We start from the raw sequence: 25,004 nt of genomic DNA on the forward strand, positions 1-25,004 counted from the left end.
TTTTTTTAGGCCTTTTCGTCAGAGCGGCTCTTTCTGAATTTTTGCCCAGCGCCGGGGATAGCCCTTGAGCGTTGGAGCAACCTTTTCGATGGCCACAACCCGGTGGGTGATCTCTGTGCCGGGAATTTGATAGTCCGCCTGGTCCCGGACCCGGCCACCCAGCAGCTTGATAGCATGGGCGGCGCCCTCCACTTCAGGGCCGCAGTCCACCGATTTCATGGCCAGGAACACGCCGCCCACTTTCACAAAGGGGAGGCACAGCTCGGCCAGCAGCCGCAGGTCGGCCACCGCCCGGGCGGTAACAAAGTCAAAGGAGTCCCGAAAGCCTTTAACCAGGGCCTGCTCCTCGCTTCGGGCGTGGATGGCCGTGACACCGGACAGACCAAGCTGCTCCGACACCTCACGGAGCCAGCGGACCCGCTTGCCCAGGGAGTCCAGTAAAGTAACCTCCAGGGTGGGGCAGAGGATCTTTAAGGGCAGACCGGGAAATCCGGCTCCGGTACCTACGTCAAGAAGCGTTTTCCCCTCTAGGTGGACGTAGTTGAGCAGGGCTGCGCAGTCCAGCATATGCAGCCGGGCCACCTGGTCGGGCTGGGTAATGGCGGTCAGGTTCATGACCTGGTTTTTTTCCAGCAGCGCCCGGCCGTAGGCCTCCAGCAGCTCCGGTGCCTCCGGTGGGACTCGTTGGGACAGGCCCAGCTCCTCCAGGCCGGCGGCGATGATATCACGCATGGTTGCTTCCTCCAGAATCAGGGATCAGAAAACTGACGCAATGATGTCGAACCCGCTGAAGTTTGACAGCAGGCCCACAATGCCGATGGGCAGAGTGGCCAGGGCAGCCAGCCAGCACAAAATAGCCAGCAGGATGGCGAGCCATTTGCGTGGCCGACCAGTGGACCGCCAGCTCACCAGAGCCAGCGCCCCCAAGCCGATGAGGCCGGGAACGGTGAGCAAGGGGGCCAGATTACCCAAAGTAGTGCCGGTGTAAAAGTAGTAGGTGGTCAGGGCTAAGAGGATGAGCACATAGGCCAGGGCGATCCAGGCCATGGTCCTTTTCAGGGGAGAAGCGGGGGTATATCCCCGGTCCTCCCCTTTATGCTCCTCCGGGAGCTTTTCCTCGGACATTTTAGGATCTCTCCTTTAATAAGTCACGGATCTCGGTGAGCAGCTTCTCCTCGGCGCTGGGCTCCGGGGGAGCGGGCTCCTCGACGGGGACCTCCTCCGGCTTCTTATGGAGCCGGTTGATGGCCTTGATGACACAGAAGATGGCGAACGCGATGATGATAAAGTCCAGGATCACCGAGATCAGGTTGCCGTAGTTGATGGCCACCTCGGGGGTGACGACAGTGCCCTGGGTATCGATCACCGCCTCGTTGAGGACCAGCTTCCAGTCAGAGAAGTCTATGCCGCCGGTAATCATGGAGATTAGGGGCATGATGATGTCATTGACCAGGGAAGTGGAGATCTTGCCAAAGGCGCCGCCGATGACCACGCCGACGGCCATGTCCATTACATTGCCCCGCATAGCGAAGGCCTTGAATTCTTCCAAAAATTTTTTCATGCCTGCTTTCCTCCTATCTGCTGAATGGGCCTACCGGAAAGGGGAGAACCTGGAAACCGTTGGGCCGCAACGGTTTGAAGCCTGCGACCCGTCTGGAGCCATTTTCGGCGGTCCAAATGACTTGGGGTAGGGTAAGACGTGCTGTAAATCGCTCCAGAACGGTCAATACAAATTGTAATATATAATAAAAATATTGCAAAATAGAATATCGCAATCGCTAAATTACTTTTCAGGCACCATGACTTCCAGACCACCCATGTAAGGACGAAGGACCTGGGGGATGACCACGGAGCCATCGGCCTGGAGGTTGTTTTCCAGGAAGGCGATGAGCATACGGGGCGGAGCTACCACTGTGTTGTTCAGTGTGTGGGGCAGATAGGTGCCCTTTTCCCCCTTGATCCGCATCTTCAGGCGGCGGGCCTGGGCGTCACCCAGATTGGAGCAGGAGCACACCTCAAAATATTTTTGCTGGCGGGGAGACCAGGCCTCAATGTCACAGGACTTGACTTTCAGGTCGGCTAGGTCGCCGGAGCAGCACTCCAGCTGTCGCACGGGGATGTCCAGGGAGCGGAAAAGCTCTACGGAGTAGCGCCACATCTTTTCGTACCAGTCCATGGAGTCTTCAGGCCGGCAGACCACGATCATCTCCTGCTTCTCAAACTGGTGGATGCGGTAGACACCCCGCTCCTCGATGCCATGAGCGCCCTTCTCCTTGCGGAAGCAGGGGGAGTAGGAGGTGAGCGTCTGGGGCAGGGATTCCTCAGGAATGATTTGGTCAATAAATTTGCCGATCATGGAGTGCTCGCTGGTGCCGATGAGGTACAGGTCCTCCCCCTCGATCTTGTACATCATGGCCTCCATATCAGTCTGAGACATGACGCCCTCCACCACGTTGCCATGGATCATAAAGGGAGGGATACAGAAGGTGAAGCCCTTGTTGATCATAAAGTCTCGGGCATAGGCCAGCACTGCCTCATGCAGCCGGGCGATGTCTCCCAGCAGATAGTAGAAGCCGTTGCCCGATACCCGGCCGGCGGCGTCCATGTCGATGCCGCGGAAGGACTCCATAATTTCAGTGTGGTAGGGGATAGGGAAGTCCGGTACCTTGGGTTCCCCAAACCGCTCTACCTCTACGTTGGCGGAATCGTCGGGGCCAATGGGGACGGAGGGATCGATGATGTTGGGGATTTGAAGCATGATCTTGCGGATCTGGGCGGCCAGCTCGGTTTCCTTGGCCTCCAGCTCCGCCAGACGGTCGGCGTTGGCCTTGACCTGGGCCTTGACCGCCTCCGCCTCCTCCAGCTTGGAGGGATCTTTTTTTGCCTGACCCATGAGCATACCCACTTGTTTGGACAGGGCGTTGCGGCTGGCGCGGAGCTCATTGGCCTCGCTAACGGCGGCCCGGTTCTCCTCGTCCAGGGCAATGACCTGATCAACCAAGGGCAGCTTGGCCTCCTGGAATTTCTTTTTGATATTTTCTTTGACGGCATCGGGGTTCTCGCGGACAAATCGAATATCTAACATTTTATACGTTCTCCTTTATTTAAGTGTAATGTTTCACGTGAAACGTTCCAGGGGGAAAGTCAGTTTGATAAGGAGTGACTTGGCGGGCTTTCCTGATCCAACGCCCATGTCTCTAAGTCACAAAACAGATTTCCCTGGCGCTCGGCCTCAGCTTGAGGGTAGAGCAAGTGCCCTAATAAAGAGCCTCGTAAATCTCCAGATAGCGGTCATAGGGAGAAAAACGGCCATTGTCAGTGGTGCTCTCCTTAGGGAGATAGTCTTTCAGCGGTGTCTGCCCATTTTCTGTGGCTTCCATCTCCTGAATTAACTCACGACAAAGGGAATAACGCCCCCGAACATAGGCCTCGTCAATCTGCCAGAAGTGGTCTAGGGCGCGGCAGGTTTCAGAGAGCACATGTTCCTGGTGGCTGATAACATCAGGCAGCACATCTAACTGGTCATTGGCATCCGCCAACTGTTCCTCCAGGTCCGCTACCTGCTCCTTCAACTTCGCATTCTCCTCGTACAGGGCATCCAACCGCTGAACGGCGGATGCGGACTGCTGAAGGCTGTCGATTTGCTCCTGGTTTTGCTCCAGATAACTCTGATATTGCCGCCGCTCCATCATGAAAGAGTACAGCAACAGCAAGAAGGCGGCGGCAAAGAGGATGGCTATATATTGGAATACCGACCGCTGGCGGCGCTGCCGCTGTCCCTTGGTCATGGGTTTGTCCCCACGTTTGGCGGGAGAGGGGGGGAGATCCTGTGAATCAGGCTGGGGGGCCTGTCCTACCTGTTGATCTTTTTCCTCATCCATTCCCACCACCTCCTTCCCGGTGGAGGCTCTGAAGCAGGGTCAAGAGAGCTTCCAGGTCCTGGTCATCATAGTACTCCAGCTCGATCCGGCCCTTTTTTCCTTTGTGGGCGATCTTCACCTTCCGGCCCAGCCGGCCGGATAGGTCCTTTTCCAGATCTCCCAGGTAGAGGGAGAGGTCGGGGCCGACGGCCTTCGGCTTTTCATTACGCTCCTTTTGAAGAGCCTTGACCAGCGCTTCGGTCTGGCGCACAGAGAGCTGACCCTCCGCTACCCGCTGGGCCGCCTCCTTCTGAATGGCGGCGGTGGGGGCGCCTAGAATGGCTCGGGCGTGCCCGGCGGAAAGAATGCCCTCCTCCAGAAGCGCCAGCACCTCATCCGGCAGAGCCAGCAGGCGCAGAGTGTTGGCGATGGCGGGTCGGGACTTGCCCATCTGTTGAGCTACCTGCTCCTGGGTCAGACCATATTCATCCATCAGGACCTGATAGCCTCGAGCCTCCTCGGCCGGATTCAGGTCCTCCCGTTGGAGGTTTTCAATCAGGCCCAGCTCCATGACCTTCCGGTCATCCGCCTCAATAATGACGGCGGGCACCTCGGCCAGCCCGGCGGCCTTGGCCGCCCGCCACCGGCGTTCACCGGCGATAATCTGATAGTAGCCGGAGGACAGCCGCCGAACCGTAAGGGGTTGAATAATGCCGTGGACTCGGATAGATTCAGTGAGATCGGCCAATGCCGCCTCGTCAAATCGCTTTCTAGGCTGGTTCAGTCCCGGCTCCACCTGGGAAATGGGCAGGGATACAGAGCCCTCGCCTTGGGGCTGGAGGTCCGGGTCGCCCAACAGGGCGTTAAGACCACGGCCCAGCCCCAGTTCTTTGGTTCGTTTTGCCATAATAAACTCCTTTTCCAGAGTAAAACATCGGGTGCGGAGAGGAACGATATTGATTCATAAGAGCCGGACGACCACACAGCAGAACCTCGAAAGCTCCGCTTTCCGTACTCTTTTATAAGGTTAGCGCTTGGACGCGATCTCATCCGCCAACAGGCGGTAGGCCTCCGCGCCCCGAGAATAGGGATCATAGGCGGAGATGGGTCTGCCGTGGCTGGGTGCCTCGGAGAGGCGGACGTTTCGAGGGATGACGGTGGCGTATACCTGGCCAGGGAAGTGGCGCTTGACCTCCTCCGCTACCTGAAGGGAGAGGTTGGTACGGCTGTCGAACATGGTGAGCAGAACCCCCTCCAGAGTGAGGGCGGGATTCAATCCCCGCTTGACTAACCGCACTGTGGCCAAGAGGTCGCTAAGCCCCTCCAGGGCATAGTATTCGCATTGGACCGGGACCAACAGGGAGCCGGCGGCACACAGGGCGTTGACAGTGAGCAGCTCTAGAGAAGGGGGACAGTCGATAAATATATAGTCATAGTCCCCGGACAGGGCGTCCAGGGCGGTTTTCAACAGTCTCTCCCGGTTGTCGATGGCGATCATCTCAATGCCCGCTCCGGCCAGCGCCTTGTTAGAGGGGAGAACATCGCCATATCTGGTCCGGACCACTGCTTTGGCCGGCTCGGCCCCATTGATCAGCACATCGTAGACATTGGGAGAGGCGGTGTTCTTATCTACACCCATGCCGGAGGTAGAGTTGGCCTGGGGATCGAAGTCGCATAGCAGCACCCGCTTGCCCAGGTCATGGAGGGCGGCCGACAAGTTGACAGCGGTGGTCGTCTTGCCTACTCCGCCCTTTTGATTGACGACAGCGATGATCTTGGCCATGAGCGCCTCCTTAGCAGCGATGAAAATGCCCCCGAAGGGGCGGTACAGCATCTTATTATATCAATCGGGCACCGGGATTTCAACTGCTTTTCCGCTTTTTCTCTGTCCTTTCCCACAAAAAATGAGTGCCTAATGTTTCACGTGAAACATCAGGGCCATCTGGGCGCAAAAACCCCGTGGGCTCAGGATCAAAAGCCCACGGGGCAAAAAGGGGGGAGGGCGTCATGTGGCCCTTCGGGGAATATGAATGGTAAGTAAAATCTCCTCGTCGGTGTCCTCTCTGCGGCAACAGGCGTTGACGCCGGCAGAGCGCATCAGATCCAGACTACGGCTGATGGTATTTAAAAACAGCCGGACATCCTTGACAATAAACGTGGGTTTCTTTTTAGGGCCGGAGGAGGGAGAGGAGAGCATGGCCTCCACCATACTCTCTGTCTGGGCCACGGTCAGGGAACGCTCGGTCACCTGCTGCGCCGCTTCCCGCTGCTGGGCCGGGTCCTCCAGACGGAGCAGGGCGCGAGCGTGACGCTCGGTGCATCCACCTTCCCGCAGGATTGTGAGGACCGCCGGGTCCAGCTTCAGCAGCCGGAGCTTATTGGCCACAGCGGACTGGCTCTTACCCAAACGCCGGGCGGCTTCATCCTGGGAGATGTGATAGGTGTCAATGAGTTTACGCAGGGCGAGAGCCTCCTCCCAAAAATCCAGGTCACGCCGCTGGAGATTCTCCACCAGGGCCAGCAGGGAGGAGGACTGACCGTCTGTCTGGATGGATAGGCAGGGCACTTCCCGCAGACCGGCTAGCTTGGCCGCACGCAGCCTCCGCTCGCCAGCCACCAGCTCCCAGCCGCCCTCCCGGCGGCGCACAGTAAGTGGCTGTAAAATACCCATAGACTGGATGGAGTCAGCCAGTTCCTCTAGTTCGGGTTGGGAAAACAACGTGCGGGGCTGGTCAGGATTGGGAAGGATTGAGTCCACAGGGAGGAATAGGACACGCCCGCTGTCGAATATACCTTTTTTGGGCAGCAGCCGCATGATAGGTACCGCCTTTCTGTCAAGTTCTCACACCCATATTCTACCAAAATATGGTAAATAATAGGTCGAAAACACAGAGGGGCAGAAAAAAATCCGTAAAAATTTCAGAGGGAGGGTCAAAGGCTGACTGAATAGATAAAAAATGAATGATTGATATGGGGAACTTGCACAATTATAAAAGGAGAGGAAGAGAATACCTTGTAAATTCAAAGCGAGGTGTATATAATGAAAGCAGAAGAAAAAGTGCTGTAAAAAGCGGGGATAAGGGAAATAAGAGGAAGGAGAGAGGGAGAGGGCCGGGTCCAATGCCGTTGTATGTATGATTACGGCCGTTTTATTTCTGGAAAATCCTTGCGAAAGTATAAGGGAAGATAGGGAAGGAGAAGGAGAATTATGAAAACAAAAAAACTGCCTCTTGCCTTTTGGATCTTTGTCGGCTTAGTGGCTGGTATTGCCGCGGGCCTGATACTGATGGCGGTCCCTGACGGAGGGCAGATCGCCATTGGCTATATCAAGCCCTGGGGCGACATCTTTTTGAACCTGCTGAAATTTATTGTAGTGCCTATCGTCCTGTTTTCCATCGCTGCCGGAGTCATCTCGATGCAGGACATCAGCCGCGTGGGTTCGGTAGGTGGCAAGACAGTGGTATATTATATGTGTACCACAGCCTTTGCGGTGGTGCTGGCCCTAACGCTGGCCAGCGTGGCGAAGGGGGCCGGCCTCTTTACGACCTTGGAAACCAGCGGCCTGAGCTATGAACCCCCAGCGGGAAAAAGCATTATGTCGGTCATTGTGGATATTTTCCCCGCCAACCCAATCACGCCGTTGGCCAACGCCTCTATGCTCCAGGTTATCGTCATTTCTTTGCTGCTGGGCTTCGGTATCCTGCTGGCCGGAGAGAAGGGGCTGGTGGCCGCCCAGATTGTGGACAGTTTCAATGAGGTGTCCATGAAGATTATGGACCTGATTATCAAGTTGTCTCCCATTGGTGTAGCCTGCCTGATCTGTCCGGTCATCGTGGAAAACGGCCCGGAGATCCTAGCATCCCTAGTGGCGGTGCTGCTAGTGGCCTATGTGGGGTACATCCTTCATGCCGTCCTGGTCTATTCCCTAACCGTGGGTACCTTGGGGGGAGTGTCCCCTCTCAAATTCTTTGCTTACATGGCCCCGGCTATGATGATGGCCTTTTCCTCCGCGTCTTCAGTAGGGACGCTGCCCTTTACGCTGGAGTGTTCCGAGCGGCTGGGTGCCCGGCGTGAGGTGGCCTCCTTTGTCCTGCCCCTGGGGGCCACCATCAATATGGACGGTACTGCCATCTACCAGGGTGTCTGTGCCATCTTTATCGCCACGGCCTTCGGCATTGATTTGAGCCTGGGACAAATGGTCACCATAGTGCTCACCGCTACCCTCGCCTCTATCGGTACCGCCGGCGTACCAGGGGCGGGCATGGTCATGCTGGCCATGGTTCTTCAAAGCGTCAATATCCCCATCGAAGGTATCGCTCTGGTGGCCGGGATCGACCGGATCTTCGATATGGGCCGTACTACAGTGAACATCACTGGCGATGCCGCTTGTGCGGTCATCGTGTCCAAGATGGAGGACCGTAAGACCGCCAAGACGCAGGGCGCGGTCCGCTGATTTTCTCCGCGTTGTGCCTGGAGAGGCGGTGAGGGCCGCCCGATCCACAAAGCTGGCGCGTCAATGGAACAATAAGAGGGAGCCCCTCCTTTGGGAGAGGCTCCCTCTTACTTTTTAAACAAGCCGGAAAAGAATTTGATTTTTATTTAAATAATAATTATATTATTCTATAATAAAATTAAGCAATAAAAATATTTATTTAGAAAAAACTTATTTAATTATATAGACAAATTAGAAAAGAGATATATAATGAAAGCTATACTAAATATATATTTTTTAGTATTTATTGAGAAGTAAAATGGAGGATGATGTAAAATGGGTATTCCAGTTGGGATCAATGGATTCGGACGGATTGGAAGGGTTGTACTCCGAATCATCTTGGAGCGAGGGGACGGCTTTGACCTGCGCGGCATCAATTTGCGTAAGGCTGACCTGGACTACATGGAGTACATGGTGAAGTATGATTCAGTGTTTCATACCTTTCAGGGGACGGTGGAGCATGATGGCCGCGACCTGATCGTAAACGGACACAGGATCCGGGTATTCAGTCAGAGCGACGCGGGGCAGATCCCATGGAGCGAGTGCGGCGCACAGTACATCGTAGAATCCACCGGGGCCTTTAACTCCCAAGAGCTGGCCTCCCTCCATTTTCAGGGCGGGGCAAAAAAAGTGGTCATTACCGCTCCGGCCAAAGATGAAATGACGCCCACCTTTGTCATGGGTGTCAACCACTGGAATTATAGCGCGGATATGGATGTAGTATCCAACGCCTCCTGCACGACAAATTGTCTGGCGCCTCTGACTAAGGTCATCCAGGACAATTTTGGGATAGAGCAGGCCCTTATGTCTACCATCCATGCCTCTACAGCCAAGCAGAAGGCGGTAGACGCCAGAGCGGGGCGTGATTGGAGGACAGGCCGCTCTGTCATTGGCAACATCATTCCCTCCACGACCGGGGCGGCCAAGGCGGTGGGCCTGGTCATTCCGGAGCTGAAGGGCAAAATGACCGGGATGTCCTTCCGTGTCCCGACCAATGATGTATCCGTGGTGGACCTGACCGCCCGCCTGGTGACACCCACCACCTATGAGGATATATGCCATGCTGTCCATGTGGCCGCCCAGGGCCCCATGAAGGGAATCCTATCCTATACCAGAGATCAGATCGTGTCCTCCGATATCATTGGCAATCCCCACACCTCCATTTTGGACGAAACCGCGGGTATCATGCTGGATGACCGCTTTGTTAAGCTGATCGCTTGGTATGATAACGAGTGGGGGTACTCCAATAAAGTGCTGGACCTGATTTCCCATATGTACCGCGTGGACCGTTCCTAAAAGGAGAGCCGTCTGCCGGGAAACCAGCAGGCGGCTCTTTTTTGTTTTACTCGTCAGCGGTCGTTCTGGTACGCCAGGCGATCTCAGATTCCAAGTCGCTTTTCAGCTTGTTGTTCTCCGCCACCAGATCGTCGTAGTGCCGGCTTTGGACATAGTATTTGACAAACTCAAAAGTGGCCTCCTGGAATTCCTCCTCGCTATAAGAGGGGAGGAGGGAGCCGTTGACTCGCTTCAGGCCCTGGACGGAAATGAGGACCAGACGGCGGTTCTTTTCAGACAGGCGGGCCAGCTTCAGGGTGTCAGGAATCTCCAGACCCAGGCCGTAGGCCTCGTTCACCAGTTCCAGCAGCCGGCGCTGTTCCGGCTTGGCCGATACGATGACCCCGTATTTTTGGAATAGGTCCTTTAGATAATCTACCGATACCAGTTCTCTGGTAATGGTCCCTTTGCCAATGCCGGAGAACATTGTATTTGACAGGGAAAAGCTGACATAAACCTCATTTCCAGTTTTCGGATAACCCATGGACGTTTCCTCCTATACTTTAAATAAAATAGACTGGGGTGAAAGGGGCTGTGTATAGTTTTATTATAGTTCAGGTTGCATTAAATATCAAGAAGATTTTAAAAAAAATTGTGCAGGATTACCGACTGAAAAAAGATGCTGCACTTGGTTACGTCGGCTGGAACTTTGTCAGCCTGTATTTCAAGCGGTACCGTATTGCCCCGTTTTCTCCTGTGGAACGGGACGGTCGGGGCAAAAGAAGGCGTGGTTGGTGAAAAAGGACGAAAGCTGGGGAGAAACAGAGAAAAAATTGTGGAAGGCGCAAGAGAAAAAATTTAAAAAAGGGATTGCAGGGGACGAAAATTTTTTGTAGAATGAATGTATATCAAGAAGTAGCGTGGCCCGTATTTTCGGGCCACTGTCATTTTCGAGGAAAGGACGGGGACTGGAAATGGAGCTTCTCAAGCAGCGGATCCGTCAGGACGGGATCGTGAAGGGGAACGATGTGCTGAAGGTGGACAGTTTTCTGAACCATCAGATGGATATTGCCCTTTTTGAGGAGATCGGCAAAGAATTCCAGCGCCGGTTCGCCAACTGCGGCGTGAACAAGATTTTGACCATCGAGGCCTCCGGCATCGGGATCGCTTGTATCACGGCGCAGTTTTTTCACTGTCCGGTGATTTTTGCCAAAAAGACCCAGACCAAAAATATTGACGGCGAGGTCTTTGCCACCCAGGTGGAGTCTTTTACTCACGGCCGGATCTATCAGGTCATCGTGTCCAAAAAGTTTCTAGGCCCCCAGGACAAGGTGCTCATCGTTGACGACTTTTTAGCCAACGGCGCCGCCCTGGAGGGACTGATCGACATAGTGGCGCAGTCCGGGGCACAGCTGGCCGGGGCGGGGATCGTCATTGAAAAGGCGTTCCAGCCCGGTGGAGACCGGCTCCGCGCCCAGGGCGTGCGGGTGGAGTCCCTGGCCAGAGTCAAGGCTATGAGTGAGGAAAACGGTGTGGAGTTCGCGGATTAAAGCCGGAGCCATCCGGTTTTAATATATGTACCATCCGAGGAATGAAAAGAGCAACCAAAAACTAAGGAGGATAACACAACGATGAAGAAGATCCTTGCGGCGGCTATGGCAATGGCCATGGTCCTGTCCCTGGCCGCCTGCGGCAACAGCGGCGACGGCGGCAACAGTGCCACCAGCGGAAACAACCAGTCCAACACCAGCAGCAGCCAGGCTGGCGGCTCCCAGACCACCGACGTCAGCGACTTTAAGGTGGGCGCTATCTACATCAACAGCAAGAACGACACCGCCGGCTACACCTATGCCCACCACAACGGCATTACCAAGGCCATGGAGGCCCTGGGCATGGACCCCGACACCCAGCTCATCATCCAGGACGAGATCACCGAGGACTATGAGAACGTGGCCACCGCCGTGGATACCCTGGTGGGCGAGGACTGCGACATCATCTTCGGCATCTCCTTCGGCTATCTGAATGCCATGGCCGACAAGGCTGAGGAGTATCCCGATGTGATCTTCTCTCACGCCACTGGCTATATGAGCAACCCCAACAACTACAACAACTACTTTGGCCGTATCTATCAGGCGCGCTACCTGGCCGGTATTGCCGCTGGCCTGAAGAGCCTGGAGACCAACAATAACAATGTGGGCTATGTGTCCGCCTACGGCACTGAGTATGCTGAGACCTGCTCCGGCATTAACGGCTTTGCCCTGGGTGTCCAGGCCGTCAACCCCGACGCCACTGTCTATGTGAAGGAACTGGGCAACTGGTTCGACGAGGTCAACGAGTACGCCTTTGCCGAGGAGCTGATTAACAGCTACAACTGCGGTGTCATCGCCCAGCACTGCGACTCTGCCCAGCCTCAGCTGGCCGCGGAGAAGGCCGGCGTGTTTGGCTGCGGTTACAACTCCGACATGACCAAGGACGCCCCCAACGCCCACCTGACTGCCCCTGTGTGGAACTGGGATGTCTACTACAAGCTGGCAATCGAGACTGCCATGGCCTGTGAAGGCGATGCTTCCCAGTTCGTGGAGAAGATGGGCGGCGAAGCTTGGTACGGCGGTCTGGCTGAAGGCTTTGTAGATGTGTCCCCCCTGAGTGACAACTGTGCTGCCGGCACCCAGGACGCCATTGACCAGGTCCGTGAGCTTATCGTTTCCGGCGCTTGGGACGTGTTCTCCGGCGTAAAGCTGAAGGTCACAGTCGCTGACGGTAAGGCCGCCGTGGAGCAGTATGACGACGCTCTGGTCACCAGCGACCGGGACGAGACCAAGGACGGCCAGGTGGTGGTTCCCGCCAACACCGAGATCGTGCCCGCCGGCGGCGAGTCTGTGGAGGACGGCGTCATCACCGGCACCATGAACTACTTTGTCAAGGGTGTCGTAGTGGCCTGAGCTTTTTGAACGAATATCCCCTAAGACCCGAAAAACCGGGCCGGCCACCGGCCGGCCCGGTTTTTAGAGCTTATGGCCCTTGGCCTGTGCTCCCTGGTCCGGAACCTCCGGCCCAGGGAGGAGAGGCCAGCGGTATTGGATTGCCTCGATACGATGTGCAATATAAGAGAGAAAGATAACAATTTGTAGTACAAAAGAGGGAGCGTGGTTCCATGGCGTCGGAATATGTCATTGAAATGAAGGGCATCACCAAGACCTTTGGCAGTGTGGTGGCCAACAAGGACGTAGACCTGACCCTGCGCCAGGGGGAGATTCTGGCCCTGCTGGGGGAAAACGGATCGGGCAAGACCACCCTGATGAATATGCTGTCTGGCATTTACCAGCCTGACCGGGGCCAGATCCTGATGGACGGGATACCTGTGACCATTAATTCCCCGGAGGATTCTAAGCGGCTGGGCATTGGTATGGTCCATCAGCACTTCAAGCTGGTGGATGTGTTCTCCGCGGCCGATAACATCTGGATGGGCAAGGAGAAGGCCGGTATCGGGCTAAACAGGGCTCGGTACGGAGAGATCGGGGAGATGGCCAAAAAATTCGGCTTTGACATCGACCCCAGAAAAAAGGTCCGGAACATGGCGGTGTCGGAGAAGCAGACCCTGGAGATTATCAAGGTGCTCTATTACGGAGCTAAGGTCATCATTCTGGACGAGCCTACCGCGGTGCTGACAGTCCAGGAGATTGATAAGCTCTTTGCTGTGCTGCGGAAGATGAAGGAGGAGGGCCACTCCATCATCATCATCACCCACAAGCTCAACGAGGTCATGGACATTTCCGACCGGGTAGCTATCCTGCGCAAGGGGGAGTATATCACCACCGTGGACACCGCTCGCACCAACGAGCAGGAGTTGACCGAGTGGATGGTAGGCCGGAAAATTGACCTGAATATTGAACGGCCTGTGGTGGAAAAAACCCGGCCCCTGCTGGAAGTCCGGGATCTGACCATCAAAAACGACGAGGGCGCCGTGGCCATCGACAAGGTGAGCTTCTACATCCGGGGAGGGGAGATCCTGGGAGTGGCAGGCATCGCCGGCTGCGGCCAGAAGGAGTTGTGTGAGGCCATCGCCGGCCTGCGGCCTATCCAGTCCGGCTTGATGATTCACAAGGGGGACAATATTGTGGGCCTGCCCCCCAAGGCTATTCTGGAGAAGGGCATCTCCATGTCCTTTATCCCCGAGGACCGGCTGGGAATGGGCCTGGCCCCCTCCATGTCCATTACGGACAATATGCTCCTGAAAAATTATGGTGAGAACAAGGGTCCCTTTGTGGATCGGAAGGCGGGCCGGGCCGCCGCCCAGCAGGTGATTGAGCAGCTGGGCGTGGTCACTCCCTCAACAGAAACCCCGGTACGCCGGTTGTCGGGCGGAAATGTGCAGAAGGTGCTGCTGGGCCGGGAGATTAAGGCGGGCCCCAATGTCCTGATAACCGCCTATCCGGTCCGTGGTCTGGACATCAATTCGTCCTACGCCATCTATCACATCCTGAACCAGCAGAAACAGGATGGGGTAGGCATCCTGTTCGTGGGCGAGGATCTGGATGTGATGCTGGCCCTGTGCGACAAGATCATGGTACTGTGCCACGGTAAGGTCATGGGCGTGGTCCACGCTCACAAGACGACCAAGGAGGAGCTGGGTCTGATGATGACTGGCGCCCTGGACCTGACCAATAAGTATGAGGATAAGCCCGCCGGTATTGCCCGGGACACCAACATCACCGACCAGGAGTTGCGTGAGCTGGAGGCCCAGGAGGACGGCGGCCGGAGGAAGGAGGACTGACCATGCGTTTTCATATCGTCAAGCGGGATCACTGTCCCCTCTGGAAAAAGCTGTGCCTTTATCTGCTTGCGGTGGGCGCCGCCCTGGCGGTGGGCGGTCTGCTGCTGCTGGCCATGGGAGTGGACCCAGTCGCCTATTACAGCCGGATGTTCACCATGGGCATGGTGGGCAACAAGATTGCCTACAAGACCTTTGAGAACTATCTGAAGGTCTTTGTTCCCCTGGCGCTCACCTCTGTAGCCCTGTCCCTGGCCTTTAAGATGCGGTTTTGGAACATCGGGGGCGAGGGTCAGTTCATCCTGGGGGCTGTGGCCGCCGCCACAGTGGCCTTTAAGGCCGGCCCTATGCTTCCGACTCCGCTGACTTTGGTGCTGATGTGTCTGGCAGGAATGGCAGCCGCCGGTCTGTATGGCGCCTTCGTAGCTGTGCTGAAGGTAAAGTTCGGCACCAATGAGACCCTGATGACCCTGATGCTCAACTATGTGGCCCTATATTTCCTGGTATTTTTGGGAGAAACCCAAGCGTCCTGGAACTTCTTTCTGGACACCTCGTCCGTCCGGCCTGTCTTTGCTAACTTCAGCAAGATGGTGTCCTTCCCCACCATTCCCATCGGGAAATTTTCCCTGAATATCTGTGTTCCCCTCACATTGCTCATCGGCGTCTTGGTCTATATCTACCAGAGATACTCCAAACAGGGGTATGAGATCGCTGTGGTGGGGGACAGCGCCGGCACCGCCCACTATGCGGGCATGAAGGTGAACGCCATCGTGCTGCGCACCGTATTCCTGTCCGCCTGTCTTATCGGCCTGGCTGCCTCCTTCAAGGTGGGCACCTCCGGCATCCTCTCCACCTCCTTTACCGACGATGTGGGCTGGACGGGCGTTATTGTGGCCTGGCTGTCCCAGCTGAACACCGCTGTGATCTTTGTGGTGGCCGCTCTGATCTCCATGCTGCAGCACGGCTCCACCATTGCCGCCGCCACCTTCTCCAAGGTGGACTCCAGCTTTGCCGATATGCTTCAGGGGGTCATTCTGTTCCTGGTACTGGCGGCGGACTTCTTCATCCGCTTTAAGCTTGTGCGTTCTCAGAAAGGGGGCAGCACCTAATGGAAATGGATAAACTGGGCGTGGTCACCACCTTTGTCCACAACATCGTGGTGTACAACATTCCTCTGCTCTACGGCACGGTGGGCGAGATCGTGGTGGAAAAGTCAGGCAGCCTGAACCTGGGCGTGGAGGGCATTATGGCCGTGGGAGCCATCTTTGGCTATATTGTGGGCTGCTACGCCAACAGCCTGGGGGTGGGCATTTTGGTGTCCTTCCTGGCCGGCGCCCTGTGCGGCCTGCTCTTTGCCCTGCTGACTGTTTCCCTCCAGGCGAACCAGAACATCACCGGCCTGACCCTGACCACCTTCGGCCTGGGCGTCTACTTCTTTGTGGGCAACGGCGTCAAGGCGGTCAGCTGGCCCGCCATGAATGACTACGCCAACATCAAGGAGGGCTTTTCCGATCTGGCTATTCCCGGCCTGTCCCAACTGCCCGTTGTCGGCCGGGGCCTGTTTGACCACAATATTATGGTCTATCTGGCGGTGGCCATTGCTCTGCTCATGTGGTGCTATCTGAACCGTACCGCACCCGGCCTGCGTTTGAGGGCGGTAGGGGAAAATCCCGGCGCCGCCGACTCTGTGGGTATCAATGTAAAGCGGTACAAATATATCCACATCTGCCTGGGCTGCGGCATCATGGGGATCGGCGGTTACTATATGGGGCTGAATATGTCTGGCTCCTTCAACAGCAGCTGCTGGATCAACGGCTACGGCTGGATTGCGGTGGCACTGGTCATCTTTGCCAACTGGAATCCTGCCCTGGCCATCCTGGGCACCTTCGTTTTCGGCTTTTTCAATACCCTGCGAGTTTCAGGCTCCAGTCTGGCCGCCGCCTTCCCCGATACGCTTGGGTGGCTGGCTGCCGTCCCAACCCAGCTGTACCAGGCCCTGCCCTTCCTCATCACCGCCATTGTGCTGGTGGCTACCTCCGTCCGCAAGCGTGAGGGCTCCGGCCTGCCCGCCTCCCTGGGGCTCAATTATTTTCGGGAAGAGCGGTGACCTGCCAAGAAAAAGACCTGACCGGATCCATCACAATAGTTTTTTGCCGCTGTCTTCTGAGGAAGACAGCGGCATTTTCTATATATTTTATGTACCGTTTCCACATTTTTCAGGCTTTGATGCTTTCCACAATGCGTCCATCCTGACCTTTGATGGTCACCACCTCCTGCTTCATATTCAAGTCGATCTCACGATACATCATGCCGTAACGTTTTGGGGTTACTCCCGTAAGCTTTTTAAAGGTACGGATAAAATGTTCGTTGCTTTGGAAACCGGACCGTTCTCCCGCTTCCTGTACCCGCATTCCCTGTCGCAGCAGTCCCCGCGCCTTGAGAACTCTGCAGTTAATGACATAGTCAATTAAGCTAAAGCCAGTGTGCTCCTTAAATAGGTGGCACAGATAATGCTTGCTCATATAAAAGGCTTCCGCGATACTTGCGGTAGTCAGCGGCTCATCCAAATGGTCCTGGATATATTCTAAAATCGGGGTCACTTTTTCTAGTCCCGGATTGGTGCGCGCCTGGGGTTTTCCGGCTTTGGCAAAGTGGGAAAAGCACTCCACCAAAAAGTTGATGACCTCTGCAACTCTGTTCAAATCGGCGCCAAACCCGATCTCTTTTGGGGCCATCAGGCCGGAAAACAGTGTTTCCAGCCTGTTGATATCGTCTCCAGTGAGGGTCACCGCCTGCCCGATCCCGCAGCAGTATGTGCTGAACTGGGTATAGGGGCTGCTGAGGACCTGGAGCATCTGGGGGGACACATGAAATACCATACACCGGTACTCCTCATTCGCCACGCTGCGATGCAGGACCGAGCTATTAATGAAAAATAGCTGTCCCCGGTGCAGCGGAAACACAGTGTTTCCAATAAACAAAAGCCCTTCTCCAGACACACACAGAACAATCTCCACATCCTCATGGAAGTGAGGCTTATCCATAGAATAGGTGTCATTTTTACTGATGTGTACTTCATATCGGCACTGCAGCATACGGGCGCTGTTCTCTCCTTTCTCAAGTCGGGCGTTTCCCAGGGAGCGCCTGTGTTCTCTCAAATGTAGCATGGACGGAAACGCTTCTCAAAGCATTTTGCTTTTTTGAACAAGATAGATCAATAAAATAACAAGGTACCTACCAGAAATTTCGACATGACCCCATTTTATGTGTTTGATCCGAATTATTTAATATTTCTGGAAATAAATCCATTTTTTGTTTTATTCAATTTGTTTATTTGCTTTACCGTCATTTTCACTTTTTTGGTGTTTTCATCCTGCTATTAGCAAGATACGTCAATTTAATCCTCGTTGAGTGCAGGAAAACGTCCTTATTCTCTGACATAATTCAAGGCAGAAAAGCCAATGCGCAGCGGCGATTCCCATCTGTCTCTGCCCGGCAGCCAAGAAAAACCTGCGGCACGGGCCTTATACCAGGCGCAGCCAGCGGGTTGGGCTGGGCACGAATGAAAAAGGAGCAACAACATAATGCTGCACAACTACGACGTGATCCACTTTGAGGCTTTGGGCGAGGAAGCTCACCACCTTCGTGAGGAGACGGAGGCAGCGCAGGCCAAGGGGCTGCTGCCCAGGGATCTGCGTTATCTGATTGTTCCCGATGCACTGCAGGATTTTCTTGCACAGCACCCAGACGAAACGCTTCCTCCCCTCATTACGATTAAGACCCACTCTGTTCCTCCCCAGGACTACCTTGCCAGCGATCCCAAAAAGAGCATCATTACCAGAAGTGCCGGCTATGATCATCTGGAGAGTCTGGCTGATGTTTCCAACATCACCTCTTTGCGCAACTACTGCGTCAACGCGGTTGCGCAGACCGCCATCAAATTCCTGTACGCGACTGCCGGACTGCTAAACCAATACACAGTGAATACTGCTACGTTTGAGCGCAACAAGACTGACTCCTTCATGGAGCTGGCCGCCAACCGGGTCGTGACAGTATTTGGTCTTGGCAATATTGGAAAGCGCGCATTTGATCTGGCTCGTGCCAACGGTCTGACAGTACAGGCTGTGGACATCCGCGCCCGGGAGCTGTCCCAGCGATACGGTGACGACGTGAAATTTGTCACCAAGGATGAGGCCATTGAGACCAGCGACGTGATCATCAACGCCATGAATCTGACCCGGATCAAGGGGAGCCCTTATTACAACGAGAACTACTTCTCCTACGACTATCTCAGCCGTGCCAAGAAGGGGTTGATCTTCATCAATGTGACTCGTGGCGAGATCGCGCCGGAGCCTGTGCTGCTGAAGCTCTACGATCAGGGTGTGCTGGGCGGCATCGGCCTGGATGTGTTCTCCAATGAGCATGATTTTTCATTGGCTGTTCAGAAGGGGCAGGTTGAGACTGTGAACAACCGGGTAGCTGCGGCGCTGGTGCTGCTCCAGATGGCGGAGAGCCGGATGGGCAACATTTATGTGCAGCCCCACCAGGGCTTCAACTCTGATTTGGCTGTGGAGTCCAAGGCAGCTGACACAATTTCCCACATGATCAGCTGGTATCAAAACGGGAAGAAACGTTTTGATGAACAGCTGCCCTATTACCAGGATGTGATCTGACTTTCTGCGCGTCAGGGCTTTCTGGAGCAACTGATAAAGGAGGAAAGTGTTTACAATGGAACTCACAATGTCTTCTGCTATCTGGCAAGTCATGGTCGATATTTCGATCATGGGCGCACTGCTACTGATCGGTGAATTTCTGCGTGCCAAGGTAAAACTGATTCAAAAGGTGCTGATTCCTCCCGCGGTTATCGCTGGTTTTCTGGCTCTTCTGTTCGGTCCACAAAGTCCTGTGGAGCAGCTGAAGATCCTGCCTCTGTCTACCTCATTCGGGACCTATGCCAGCGTGCTGATTGTGGTGATCTTTGCCGCCACCCCCATCGGGGACAAGCCCCAGAAAGGGGCCGCGTCGGGCCCCAAGATCAGCGGTATGTTCTTTAACGTGTCGGGTATTGCCGTACTGCAGTACGCCGTAGGCATGCTGGTCACACTGGTGCTGCTGGTCAAACTCTATCCCACTCTGGACGAGAACTTTGGTCTGATGATGGCTACTGGCTTCTACGGCGGCCACGGCACCGCTGCGGCGGTAGGCTCCGCTCTGAGTGAGCTGGGCGTGCCTAACATGACGGATCTGGGCAACACCTGCGCCACCATTGGCATCGTAGGCGGCATCATTAGCGGCATGATCATTATCAACTGGGGCACCCGTAAGGGCTACACCCACTACGTGGAGAATCCCAAGGAGCTCCCTCAGGAAATGCGTACCGGCCTGGTCCCTGCCAATAAGCAGAAGTCTTCTTCGAAAGGCACTGTAGCCTCCATCTGCCTGGATCCTCTGGGCTTCCATCTGGGCATTGTGATGCTGGCCTGCTGGGTGGGCTATATCGCCTCCAAGTGGTTTGCCAACTGGACGCTGGCTACCTTTGATTTCAAGATCTCTATTCCTGAGTTCTGCCTGTCTCTCATTGCCGGAATCATCCTCAATGGCCTTCTGAACAAGACGGGTGCGGATCAGTATGTGGACCGGGGTACGGTACAGCGTATCCAGGGCACCGCCACCGACTTCCTGATGATTTCCGGTATCGGCTCGCTGAACCTGAGTGTCGTAATGGAATTTGCGGTTCCCCTCATCGTGGTGTGCGCCGCTGGCTTCCTCATCAACTGGTTCTGGTTCATCATCGTGGGCGGAAAATCCTCCGACGAGGATTGGTTCGAGCGCAACATGATGGTCTGGGGTCACGCCACCGGCGTGGCGGCCACCGGCGTGCTGCTGCAGCGCGTGGTTGACCCGGAACTGAAGAGCCGCGGTATTGAGGACTCCGGCATCGCCGATGTGTTCAACCGTCCCATCATCATTGGCCTTCAGGTAATTCCTCCCATTCTTATCGTCAACATGGGTACGACCGGAAGCTGGATCGTCACTGGCGCTTGCTTTGCCATTGTGGCTGTTATGTGGATCTTCGCCTACTTCACTAAGGGCTGGGTCCCCGGACGTCGTCTGAAGACATATCGATAATTTACCCATTTTTCATCTTCTTCTACATACACCGTCTCTTGGTCCTCCCCAGGGAGCCAGGAGGCGGTGTGTGCCGCTATATACCCAGATCGGAGTGCCCCATATACCAGTCAGGTCTTTTTTGCCCAGGAAATAAGGGGCAGAAAGTCATATAGGAGCTGGCTCCCGCATATCTTCCTGATACGAACCATACAGAGGATAAGGGGTGGTAATGTGGATAAGAGAGATCAAATCGGACGGGCCCTGCGCCGTGGAGTGGCCCTGGGGCTTGTGTTGGTGGCCTGCTGGGGGCTGTCCCTGATGGCCGATTTATCCGGGGTAAAGGAACGGCTGGCCGCGCTGGGGCAGGAGCCCGGCCTGTCCGTGTCCCTGTTGTCCAGCCAGCTGGGGGAGCTGCCCCGGCAGACCGCTTCCGCAGAGCTGACCGGATGGGGCAGGCTGCTGTTGAGTCACAGCGCCCTGCTGGCTGCCGGAGAGGAAGCGGTAGCGGAAGTCCGAGATGGGGCCGACCCGATGGAGGATTTGGGCTCAAAGGAAGAATTGGTGGATGAGGAGGAGCAGGGGGAACCCGACCTGAAGCCTCCCACAGAGGACGAGGGCATCCTGGAGATGACGGCGAAGGGCAAAGAGGGGGGGAAGTACCTCCACGACCAGGGAGTTTATGTCTATGACCGGACCGACCTGGGGCTGGACGCCTCGGTGCTGGAGGAGGGCACGGTGGACGTTCCACTGGGAGAGGGACCGCAGATCCTGATCCTGCACACCCATGGCAGTGAGGCATACTCCCAGTCGGACGGGAGGTCCTATGAGGAGAGCGATCCCTACCGGACCACCGACTGTAACCACAACATGGTCCGGGTGGGGGAGGAGATGGCCACGGTTTTCCGGGCCCACGGCCTTCAGGTGGTCCATGATACCAACCTCTATGACTATCCGGCCTATAATGGGGCCTATGACCGGTCCAAGGCGGCGGTGGAGCAGTGGCTGAAGCAGTATCCCACCATCAAAGTGGTGCTGGATGTCCACCGGGACGCCCTGGTGGGAAACGAGGGGGAGATCTATAAGCTGGTTTCAGAGGAGGCCGGGGAGAAGGTGGCCCAGGTCATGCTGGTGGTGGGCACCGACGGCTCTGGCGCCGCCCACCCCCGCTGGAGGGACAATTTGGCCTTTGGAATCAAGCTGCAAAAAAACCTGGTCACAGGGTACTCCAGCCTGGCCCGGCCCATCGTCCTGCGCAACAGCCGGTATAACCAGCAGCTCTCGCCCGGCTACCTCCTGGTGGAGGTGGGAGGCCATGGAAATACTCTCACCGAGGCCCTGGCCGGTGCCCGCCTGTGGGCGGACAACGTGGCCCGCACCCTGCTGGCCATGAAGGAGGGGTAGGAAGTCCGAGAAAAGAGCGGTTGCGAAAACCACCCCCCTGGTGTAAACTGGGGAAAAGGGGTGAAACGGATGAAGCAATACGAATATAAAATAGCTGATATCAGGGCATCTATGGGGTTTGACGAGAAGAAAAAGGTGAGAGAAGCGGAGGAGCAGTGGAATGCGCTGGGCCGGGCAGGCTGGCAGTTTTGCGCACAGGTGAATGGGGGACTGGTGTTCATGCGGGAGATTCAGGATGAATCATGAACAGTATATGCGCCGGGCTCTGGAGCTGGCGATGGAGGCCCAGGCAGAGGGGGATGTGCCCGTAGGCTGTGTTATTGTTCGGAACGGAGAAATCGTTGGCGAGGGGCGCAACCGGCGGGAGGAACGGGGAGACGCCACCGCCCACGCGGAGCTGGAGGCCATACGGGACGCATGCGCCAGGACCGGAAGCTGGCGTCTTCACGGCTGTACCCTCTATGTAACGTTGGAGCCATGCCCCATGTGCGCCGGAGGGATCATCAACGCCCGCATTGACCGAATCTACTACGGAGCGGGAGATGAGAAGGCGGGCTGCTGCGGCTCGGTTCTCAATCTGTTCGAGGAACGCTTCAACCACCATCCCCGCATCTATCGGGGTCCCCTGCGGGAGGAGTGTGAAGCGGTCCTTCAGAAGTTTTTTGAGGCGCTGCGCTGAAAAGATTTAAAGGTTTTGTAACAACTGCGGATAACTTTTGTAATAACCCTTGGGTATACTGATACTCGCAAGGCAAGAGCATCTTTTCATTCTATCCTCCAATTTTTTTTGGAAGACCGGCGGTTTGACCGCTGGTCTTTCCCCCTTTTTGGGCAAAATTTTTGGATCCAGGAGAGATTTAAAACTTATGTAACAACTTGCGTTGGAATTGTTAATAAGTTTCTCTTATCATAAAATCTGCAAGAGACAGTTCGTTTCATTTTGATCCTCTTTTTCAACGGAAGCCCCCGGACGCCTTGGAGCAGGCGTCCGGGGGCTTTCGTCAGCGGCCCCGCAGAAAAAGAAAAGGCAGGCCTGTTCCAACTACAGGCCTGCCTTTTGATTTTTATGGGGAGGGGATACTTGTGTCAGCATTTCCCTGAACTTTCTTTTTCCGCATCAGCAGCAGGGTCATCAGCCCATGAAACAGCTTGCTTACAGGCAGCAGCAGGGAAATAAAGGTTACCTCCCCAAAATAGAAAAACCGCCACCACAGAAACCCCGCGGCCGCGAAGAAGCATACCGCATTACAGACAACGGAATTTTCCGCTGGCCGTATGGAGCACAGCGCCGTCCGGCCCAGGACCAGCAGCAATACAAGGATAAAGGCGGCAATGCCGGTCCCAAGGTCAAGGAGTAGGTATACAAGCTGATAGGTGCTCTGTGCCTTTTCCTGAAAGCCGGAGCAAGCCACATGACTCAGGAAAATAACAAGAAAAATGCCGCAGTAATAGAGAAGCTGTTTCTATATCTTGTTCATCTGTTTCCTCCCTCGATCATTGGATGGACCCTTTGACCGATTTGTTTCACTCTGCCTTTGAGTACCTTATTTTTCCCCTTGTTTCAATCTATCACCAGAATTTTCGTAAAAAAGACGAAAAGGCCCAAGGACCTCGGAAATTCCCGCTTTCTTGGGGGGAGACTCACAGGACAAAAGGAGCGGAGCCCTGGGGATGTCCCGGAGCTCCGCTCGATACTATATTGTGATCCTTCCAAAATCACAGGCCGCTTTTCCAAAGGGGAGAAGAGAAAATCAGCACTTCTCAAAGATGGTGGCAACGCCCTGGCCGCCGCCGATGCACAGGGTGGCAAGGCCCTTCTTGGCGTCGTCGCGCTTCTGCATCTCATGGAGCAGAGTGACAATAATGCGCGCGCCGGAGGCTCCCACGGGGTGACCCAGAGCGATAGCGCCGCCGTTGACGTTGACCTTGCTCATGTCGAAGCCCAGCTCGCGGGCCACGGCGATGGACTGGGCGGCAAAGGCCTCGTTGGCCTCCACCAAATCCATGTCCTCGATTTTCAGGCCGGCCTTGGCCATGGCCTGACGGGAGGCGGGCACGGGGCCCACGCCCATGATCTTGGGATCCACGCCGCCCTGGCCCCAGGAGACCAGCTTGGCCATGGGCTTCAGGCCGTACTTCTCCACGGCCTCGCCGGAGGCCAGGATGATAGCGGCGGCGCCGTCGTTGATGCCGGAGGCGTTGGCGGCGGTGACGCGCTGCTGGCCCTTGTCAGCGGACTCCTTGATGCCGGTGGGCTCGAAGGTGTGCTCCACGGCGGGGGCGGGGGATTCAGGCCCCACAGGGAAGGCGCCCTTCAGCTTGGAGATACCCTCGGCGGTGACGCCGGCGCGGGGGAACTCGTCCACTTTAAACTCCACCATCTGCTTCTTCTGCTTGACCATCACGGGGACGATCTCGTCGTCAAAGCGGCCGGAGTTGATGGCGGCCTCAGCCTTGTTCTGGGAGGAGGCGGCAAACTCGTCCAGTTCCTGGCGAGTGATGCCCCACACGTCGCAGATGTTCTCGGCGGTGGTACCCATGTGGTAGTTATTAAAGGCATCCCACAGGCCATCCTTGATCATGGTGTCTACCACCTTCTTGTCACCCATGCGGGCGCCCCAGCGCTCGGCAGGCAGGGCGTAGGGGGCGGCGGACATATTCTCGGTGCCGCCGGCCACAATGATGTCGGCGTCGCCGGCCATGATGGTACGGGCGGCCTCGATGACGGACTTCATACCGGAGCCGCACACCATGCCCACGGTGTAGGCGGGGACGGAGGTGGGCACACCGGCCTTGATGGCAGCCTGACGGGCCACATTCTGGCCCAGGCCAGCGGTGAGGATGCAGCCAAACATGACTTCGTCCACCTGCTCAGGCTTGACGCCGGCGCGGGACAGGGCCTCCTTGATGACGGTAGCGCCCAGATCAGCGGCGGGGATATCCTTCAGGGAGCCGCCGAAGGAGCCGATGGCGGTGCGGCAGCAGTTGACAACGTAGATGTCTTTCATAGCTTCTGTTACCTCCAAAATTTATTTGGCGTCCAGAGGGACGCCCACGATTTCCGCTCTTGTTCTGATTATATCGGAGGAAAGGG

General features: G+C 55.9%; 24 protein-coding genes. 13 read left to right on the plus strand and 11 right to left on the minus strand.

Features of this window, described 5'->3' with window-relative positions; translation table 11 throughout:
• Positions 1-18: 18 nt before the first annotated feature.
• From rsmG to ACEVJK_RS12450, 8 genes are all read right to left on the minus strand, one after another.
• Positions 19-732 carry a 16S rRNA (guanine(527)-N(7))-methyltransferase RsmG gene (rsmG, locus tag ACEVJK_RS12415; RefSeq protein ID WP_186853212.1) on the minus strand — a complete coding sequence of 238 codons (714 nt, stop codon included), beginning with the start codon at positions 730-732 and terminating at the stop codon, positions 19-21.
• A 24-nt stretch (positions 733-756) separates the two neighbouring features.
• Positions 757-1,125 (minus strand): hypothetical protein, encoded by a 369-nt coding sequence (locus ACEVJK_RS12420; RefSeq protein ID WP_147572553.1) that lies wholly within the window; start codon positions 1,123-1,125, stop codon positions 757-759.
• 1 nt (position 1,126) lies between these two features.
• The gene (gene mscL, locus ACEVJK_RS12425; protein WP_186853210.1) at positions 1,127-1,561 is read right to left on the minus strand and encodes a large-conductance mechanosensitive channel protein MscL; all 435 of its coding nucleotides are present in this window, start codon (positions 1,559-1,561) and stop codon (positions 1,127-1,129) included.
• A 222-nt stretch (positions 1,562-1,783) separates the two neighbouring features.
• Entirely contained in the window at positions 1,784-3,085 is a 1,302-nt protein-coding gene (serS, locus tag ACEVJK_RS12430) for a serine--tRNA ligase (protein ID WP_374740705.1), read from the minus strand.
• A gap of 172 nt (positions 3,086-3,257) precedes the next feature.
• Positions 3,258-3,881: a hypothetical protein gene (locus tag ACEVJK_RS12435; RefSeq protein ID WP_186853208.1), complete on the minus strand. Its 624-nt coding sequence runs from the start codon at positions 3,879-3,881 to the stop codon at positions 3,258-3,260.
• Positions 3,874-4,767 carry a ParB/RepB/Spo0J family partition protein gene (locus tag ACEVJK_RS12440; RefSeq protein WP_147572562.1) on the minus strand — a complete coding sequence of 298 codons (894 nt, stop codon included), beginning with the start codon at positions 4,765-4,767 and terminating at the stop codon, positions 3,874-3,876. Before ACEVJK_RS12440 ends, ACEVJK_RS12435 begins: the two co-directional genes overlap by 8 nt.
• Before the next feature lie 120 nt (positions 4,768-4,887).
• Positions 4,888-5,643: a ParA family protein gene (locus tag ACEVJK_RS12445; protein WP_262669564.1), complete on the minus strand. Its 756-nt coding sequence runs from the start codon at positions 5,641-5,643 to the stop codon at positions 4,888-4,890.
• A gap of 222 nt (positions 5,644-5,865) precedes the next feature.
• On the minus strand, positions 5,866-6,675 hold the full coding sequence (locus ACEVJK_RS12450) for a ParB/RepB/Spo0J family partition protein (RefSeq protein WP_186853207.1): 810 nt from the start codon (positions 6,673-6,675) through the stop codon (positions 5,866-5,868).
• Between the two features lie 393 nt (positions 6,676-7,068).
• Here ACEVJK_RS12450 and ACEVJK_RS12455 point away from each other — a divergent pair, with 393 nt between their 5' ends.
• Positions 7,069-8,313, plus strand: a complete 1,245-nt coding sequence (locus tag ACEVJK_RS12455) for a dicarboxylate/amino acid:cation symporter (RefSeq protein ID WP_186853205.1) — start codon at positions 7,069-7,071, stop codon at positions 8,311-8,313.
• A 315-nt stretch (positions 8,314-8,628) separates the two neighbouring features.
• Entirely contained in the window at positions 8,629-9,648 is a 1,020-nt protein-coding gene (gene gap / locus ACEVJK_RS12460; protein ID WP_147572570.1) for a type I glyceraldehyde-3-phosphate dehydrogenase, read from the plus strand.
• 46 nt (positions 9,649-9,694) lie between these two features.
• Here the strand turns inward: gap and ACEVJK_RS12465 are convergent, their stop codons facing one another.
• The gene (locus ACEVJK_RS12465) at positions 9,695-10,171 is read right to left on the minus strand and encodes a hypothetical protein (RefSeq protein WP_147572571.1); all 477 of its coding nucleotides are present in this window, start codon (positions 10,169-10,171) and stop codon (positions 9,695-9,697) included.
• Between the two features lie 430 nt (positions 10,172-10,601).
• On the opposite strand from ACEVJK_RS12465, the gene ACEVJK_RS12470 reads away from it, so the two are divergent.
• The 5 genes from ACEVJK_RS12470 (at position 10,602) to ACEVJK_RS12490 (ending at position 16,505) form a co-directional block, all read left to right on the plus strand.
• The gene (locus tag ACEVJK_RS12470) at positions 10,602-11,177 is read left to right on the plus strand and encodes a xanthine phosphoribosyltransferase (RefSeq protein ID WP_147572573.1); all 576 of its coding nucleotides are present in this window, start codon (positions 10,602-10,604) and stop codon (positions 11,175-11,177) included.
• An 81-nt stretch (positions 11,178-11,258) separates the two neighbouring features.
• Positions 11,259-12,569 (plus strand): BMP family ABC transporter substrate-binding protein, encoded by a 1,311-nt coding sequence (locus tag ACEVJK_RS12475; protein WP_147572574.1) that lies wholly within the window; start codon positions 11,259-11,261, stop codon positions 12,567-12,569.
• A 212-nt stretch (positions 12,570-12,781) separates the two neighbouring features.
• Positions 12,782-14,401: an ABC transporter ATP-binding protein gene (locus ACEVJK_RS12480; protein WP_374740706.1), complete on the plus strand. Its 1,620-nt coding sequence runs from the start codon at positions 12,782-12,784 to the stop codon at positions 14,399-14,401.
• 2 nt (positions 14,402-14,403) lie between these two features.
• Positions 14,404-15,507 carry an ABC transporter permease gene (locus ACEVJK_RS12485; RefSeq protein ID WP_147572577.1) on the plus strand — a complete coding sequence of 368 codons (1,104 nt, stop codon included), beginning with the start codon at positions 14,404-14,406 and terminating at the stop codon, positions 15,505-15,507.
• Positions 15,507-16,505, plus strand: a complete 999-nt coding sequence (locus tag ACEVJK_RS12490) for an ABC transporter permease (RefSeq protein WP_240288853.1) — start codon at positions 15,507-15,509, stop codon at positions 16,503-16,505. The genes ACEVJK_RS12485 and ACEVJK_RS12490 overlap by 1 nt, the downstream gene beginning before the upstream one ends.
• Positions 16,506-16,614: 109 nt before the next feature.
• Here the strand turns inward: ACEVJK_RS12490 and ACEVJK_RS12495 are convergent, their stop codons facing one another.
• Complete coding sequence (locus ACEVJK_RS12495) at positions 16,615-17,565, minus strand: helix-turn-helix domain-containing protein (RefSeq protein ID WP_240288852.1); 951 nt, start codon at positions 17,563-17,565, stop codon at positions 16,615-16,617.
• Between the two features lie 417 nt (positions 17,566-17,982).
• On the opposite strand from ACEVJK_RS12495, the gene ACEVJK_RS12500 reads away from it, so the two are divergent.
• The 6 genes from ACEVJK_RS12500 (at position 17,983) to ACEVJK_RS12525 (ending at position 23,268) form a co-directional block, all read left to right on the plus strand.
• Positions 17,983-19,071, plus strand: coding sequence for an NAD(P)-dependent oxidoreductase (locus ACEVJK_RS12500; RefSeq protein ID WP_147572578.1), 1,089 nt, complete (start codon positions 17,983-17,985; stop codon positions 19,069-19,071).
• A 55-nt stretch (positions 19,072-19,126) separates the two neighbouring features.
• On the plus strand, positions 19,127-20,527 hold the full coding sequence (locus ACEVJK_RS12505; RefSeq protein ID WP_147572580.1) for a sodium/glutamate symporter: 1,401 nt from the start codon (positions 19,127-19,129) through the stop codon (positions 20,525-20,527).
• 213 nt (positions 20,528-20,740) lie between these two features.
• Complete coding sequence (gene spoIIP, locus ACEVJK_RS12510; protein WP_186853199.1) at positions 20,741-21,910, plus strand: stage II sporulation protein P; 1,170 nt, start codon at positions 20,741-20,743, stop codon at positions 21,908-21,910.
• Between the two features lie 69 nt (positions 21,911-21,979).
• A complete protein-coding gene (locus ACEVJK_RS12515) occupies positions 21,980-22,156 on the plus strand; it encodes a hypothetical protein (protein WP_186853198.1) in 177 nt (58 codons plus the stop codon).
• Positions 22,146-22,589 (plus strand): tRNA adenosine(34) deaminase TadA, encoded by a 444-nt coding sequence (tadA, locus tag ACEVJK_RS12520; RefSeq protein WP_186853197.1) that lies wholly within the window; start codon positions 22,146-22,148, stop codon positions 22,587-22,589. Before ACEVJK_RS12515 ends, tadA begins: the two co-directional genes overlap by 11 nt.
• A gap of 460 nt (positions 22,590-23,049) precedes the next feature.
• Positions 23,050-23,268 carry a hypothetical protein gene (locus ACEVJK_RS12525; protein WP_186853196.1) on the plus strand — a complete coding sequence of 73 codons (219 nt, stop codon included), beginning with the start codon at positions 23,050-23,052 and terminating at the stop codon, positions 23,266-23,268.
• Between the two features lie 393 nt (positions 23,269-23,661).
• On the opposite strand, the gene ACEVJK_RS12530 is transcribed toward ACEVJK_RS12525, so the two are convergent.
• A complete protein-coding gene (locus ACEVJK_RS12530; RefSeq protein ID WP_240288848.1) occupies positions 23,662-24,918 on the minus strand; it encodes an acetyl-CoA C-acetyltransferase in 1,257 nt (418 codons plus the stop codon).
• Between the last annotated feature and the right edge of the window lie 86 nt (positions 24,919-25,004).

It is taken from the genome of Flintibacter sp. P01028 (assembly GCF_041925235.1).
GTDB classification, from domain to species: Bacteria; Bacillota; Clostridia; order Oscillospirales; family Oscillospiraceae; genus Lawsonibacter; species Lawsonibacter aceti.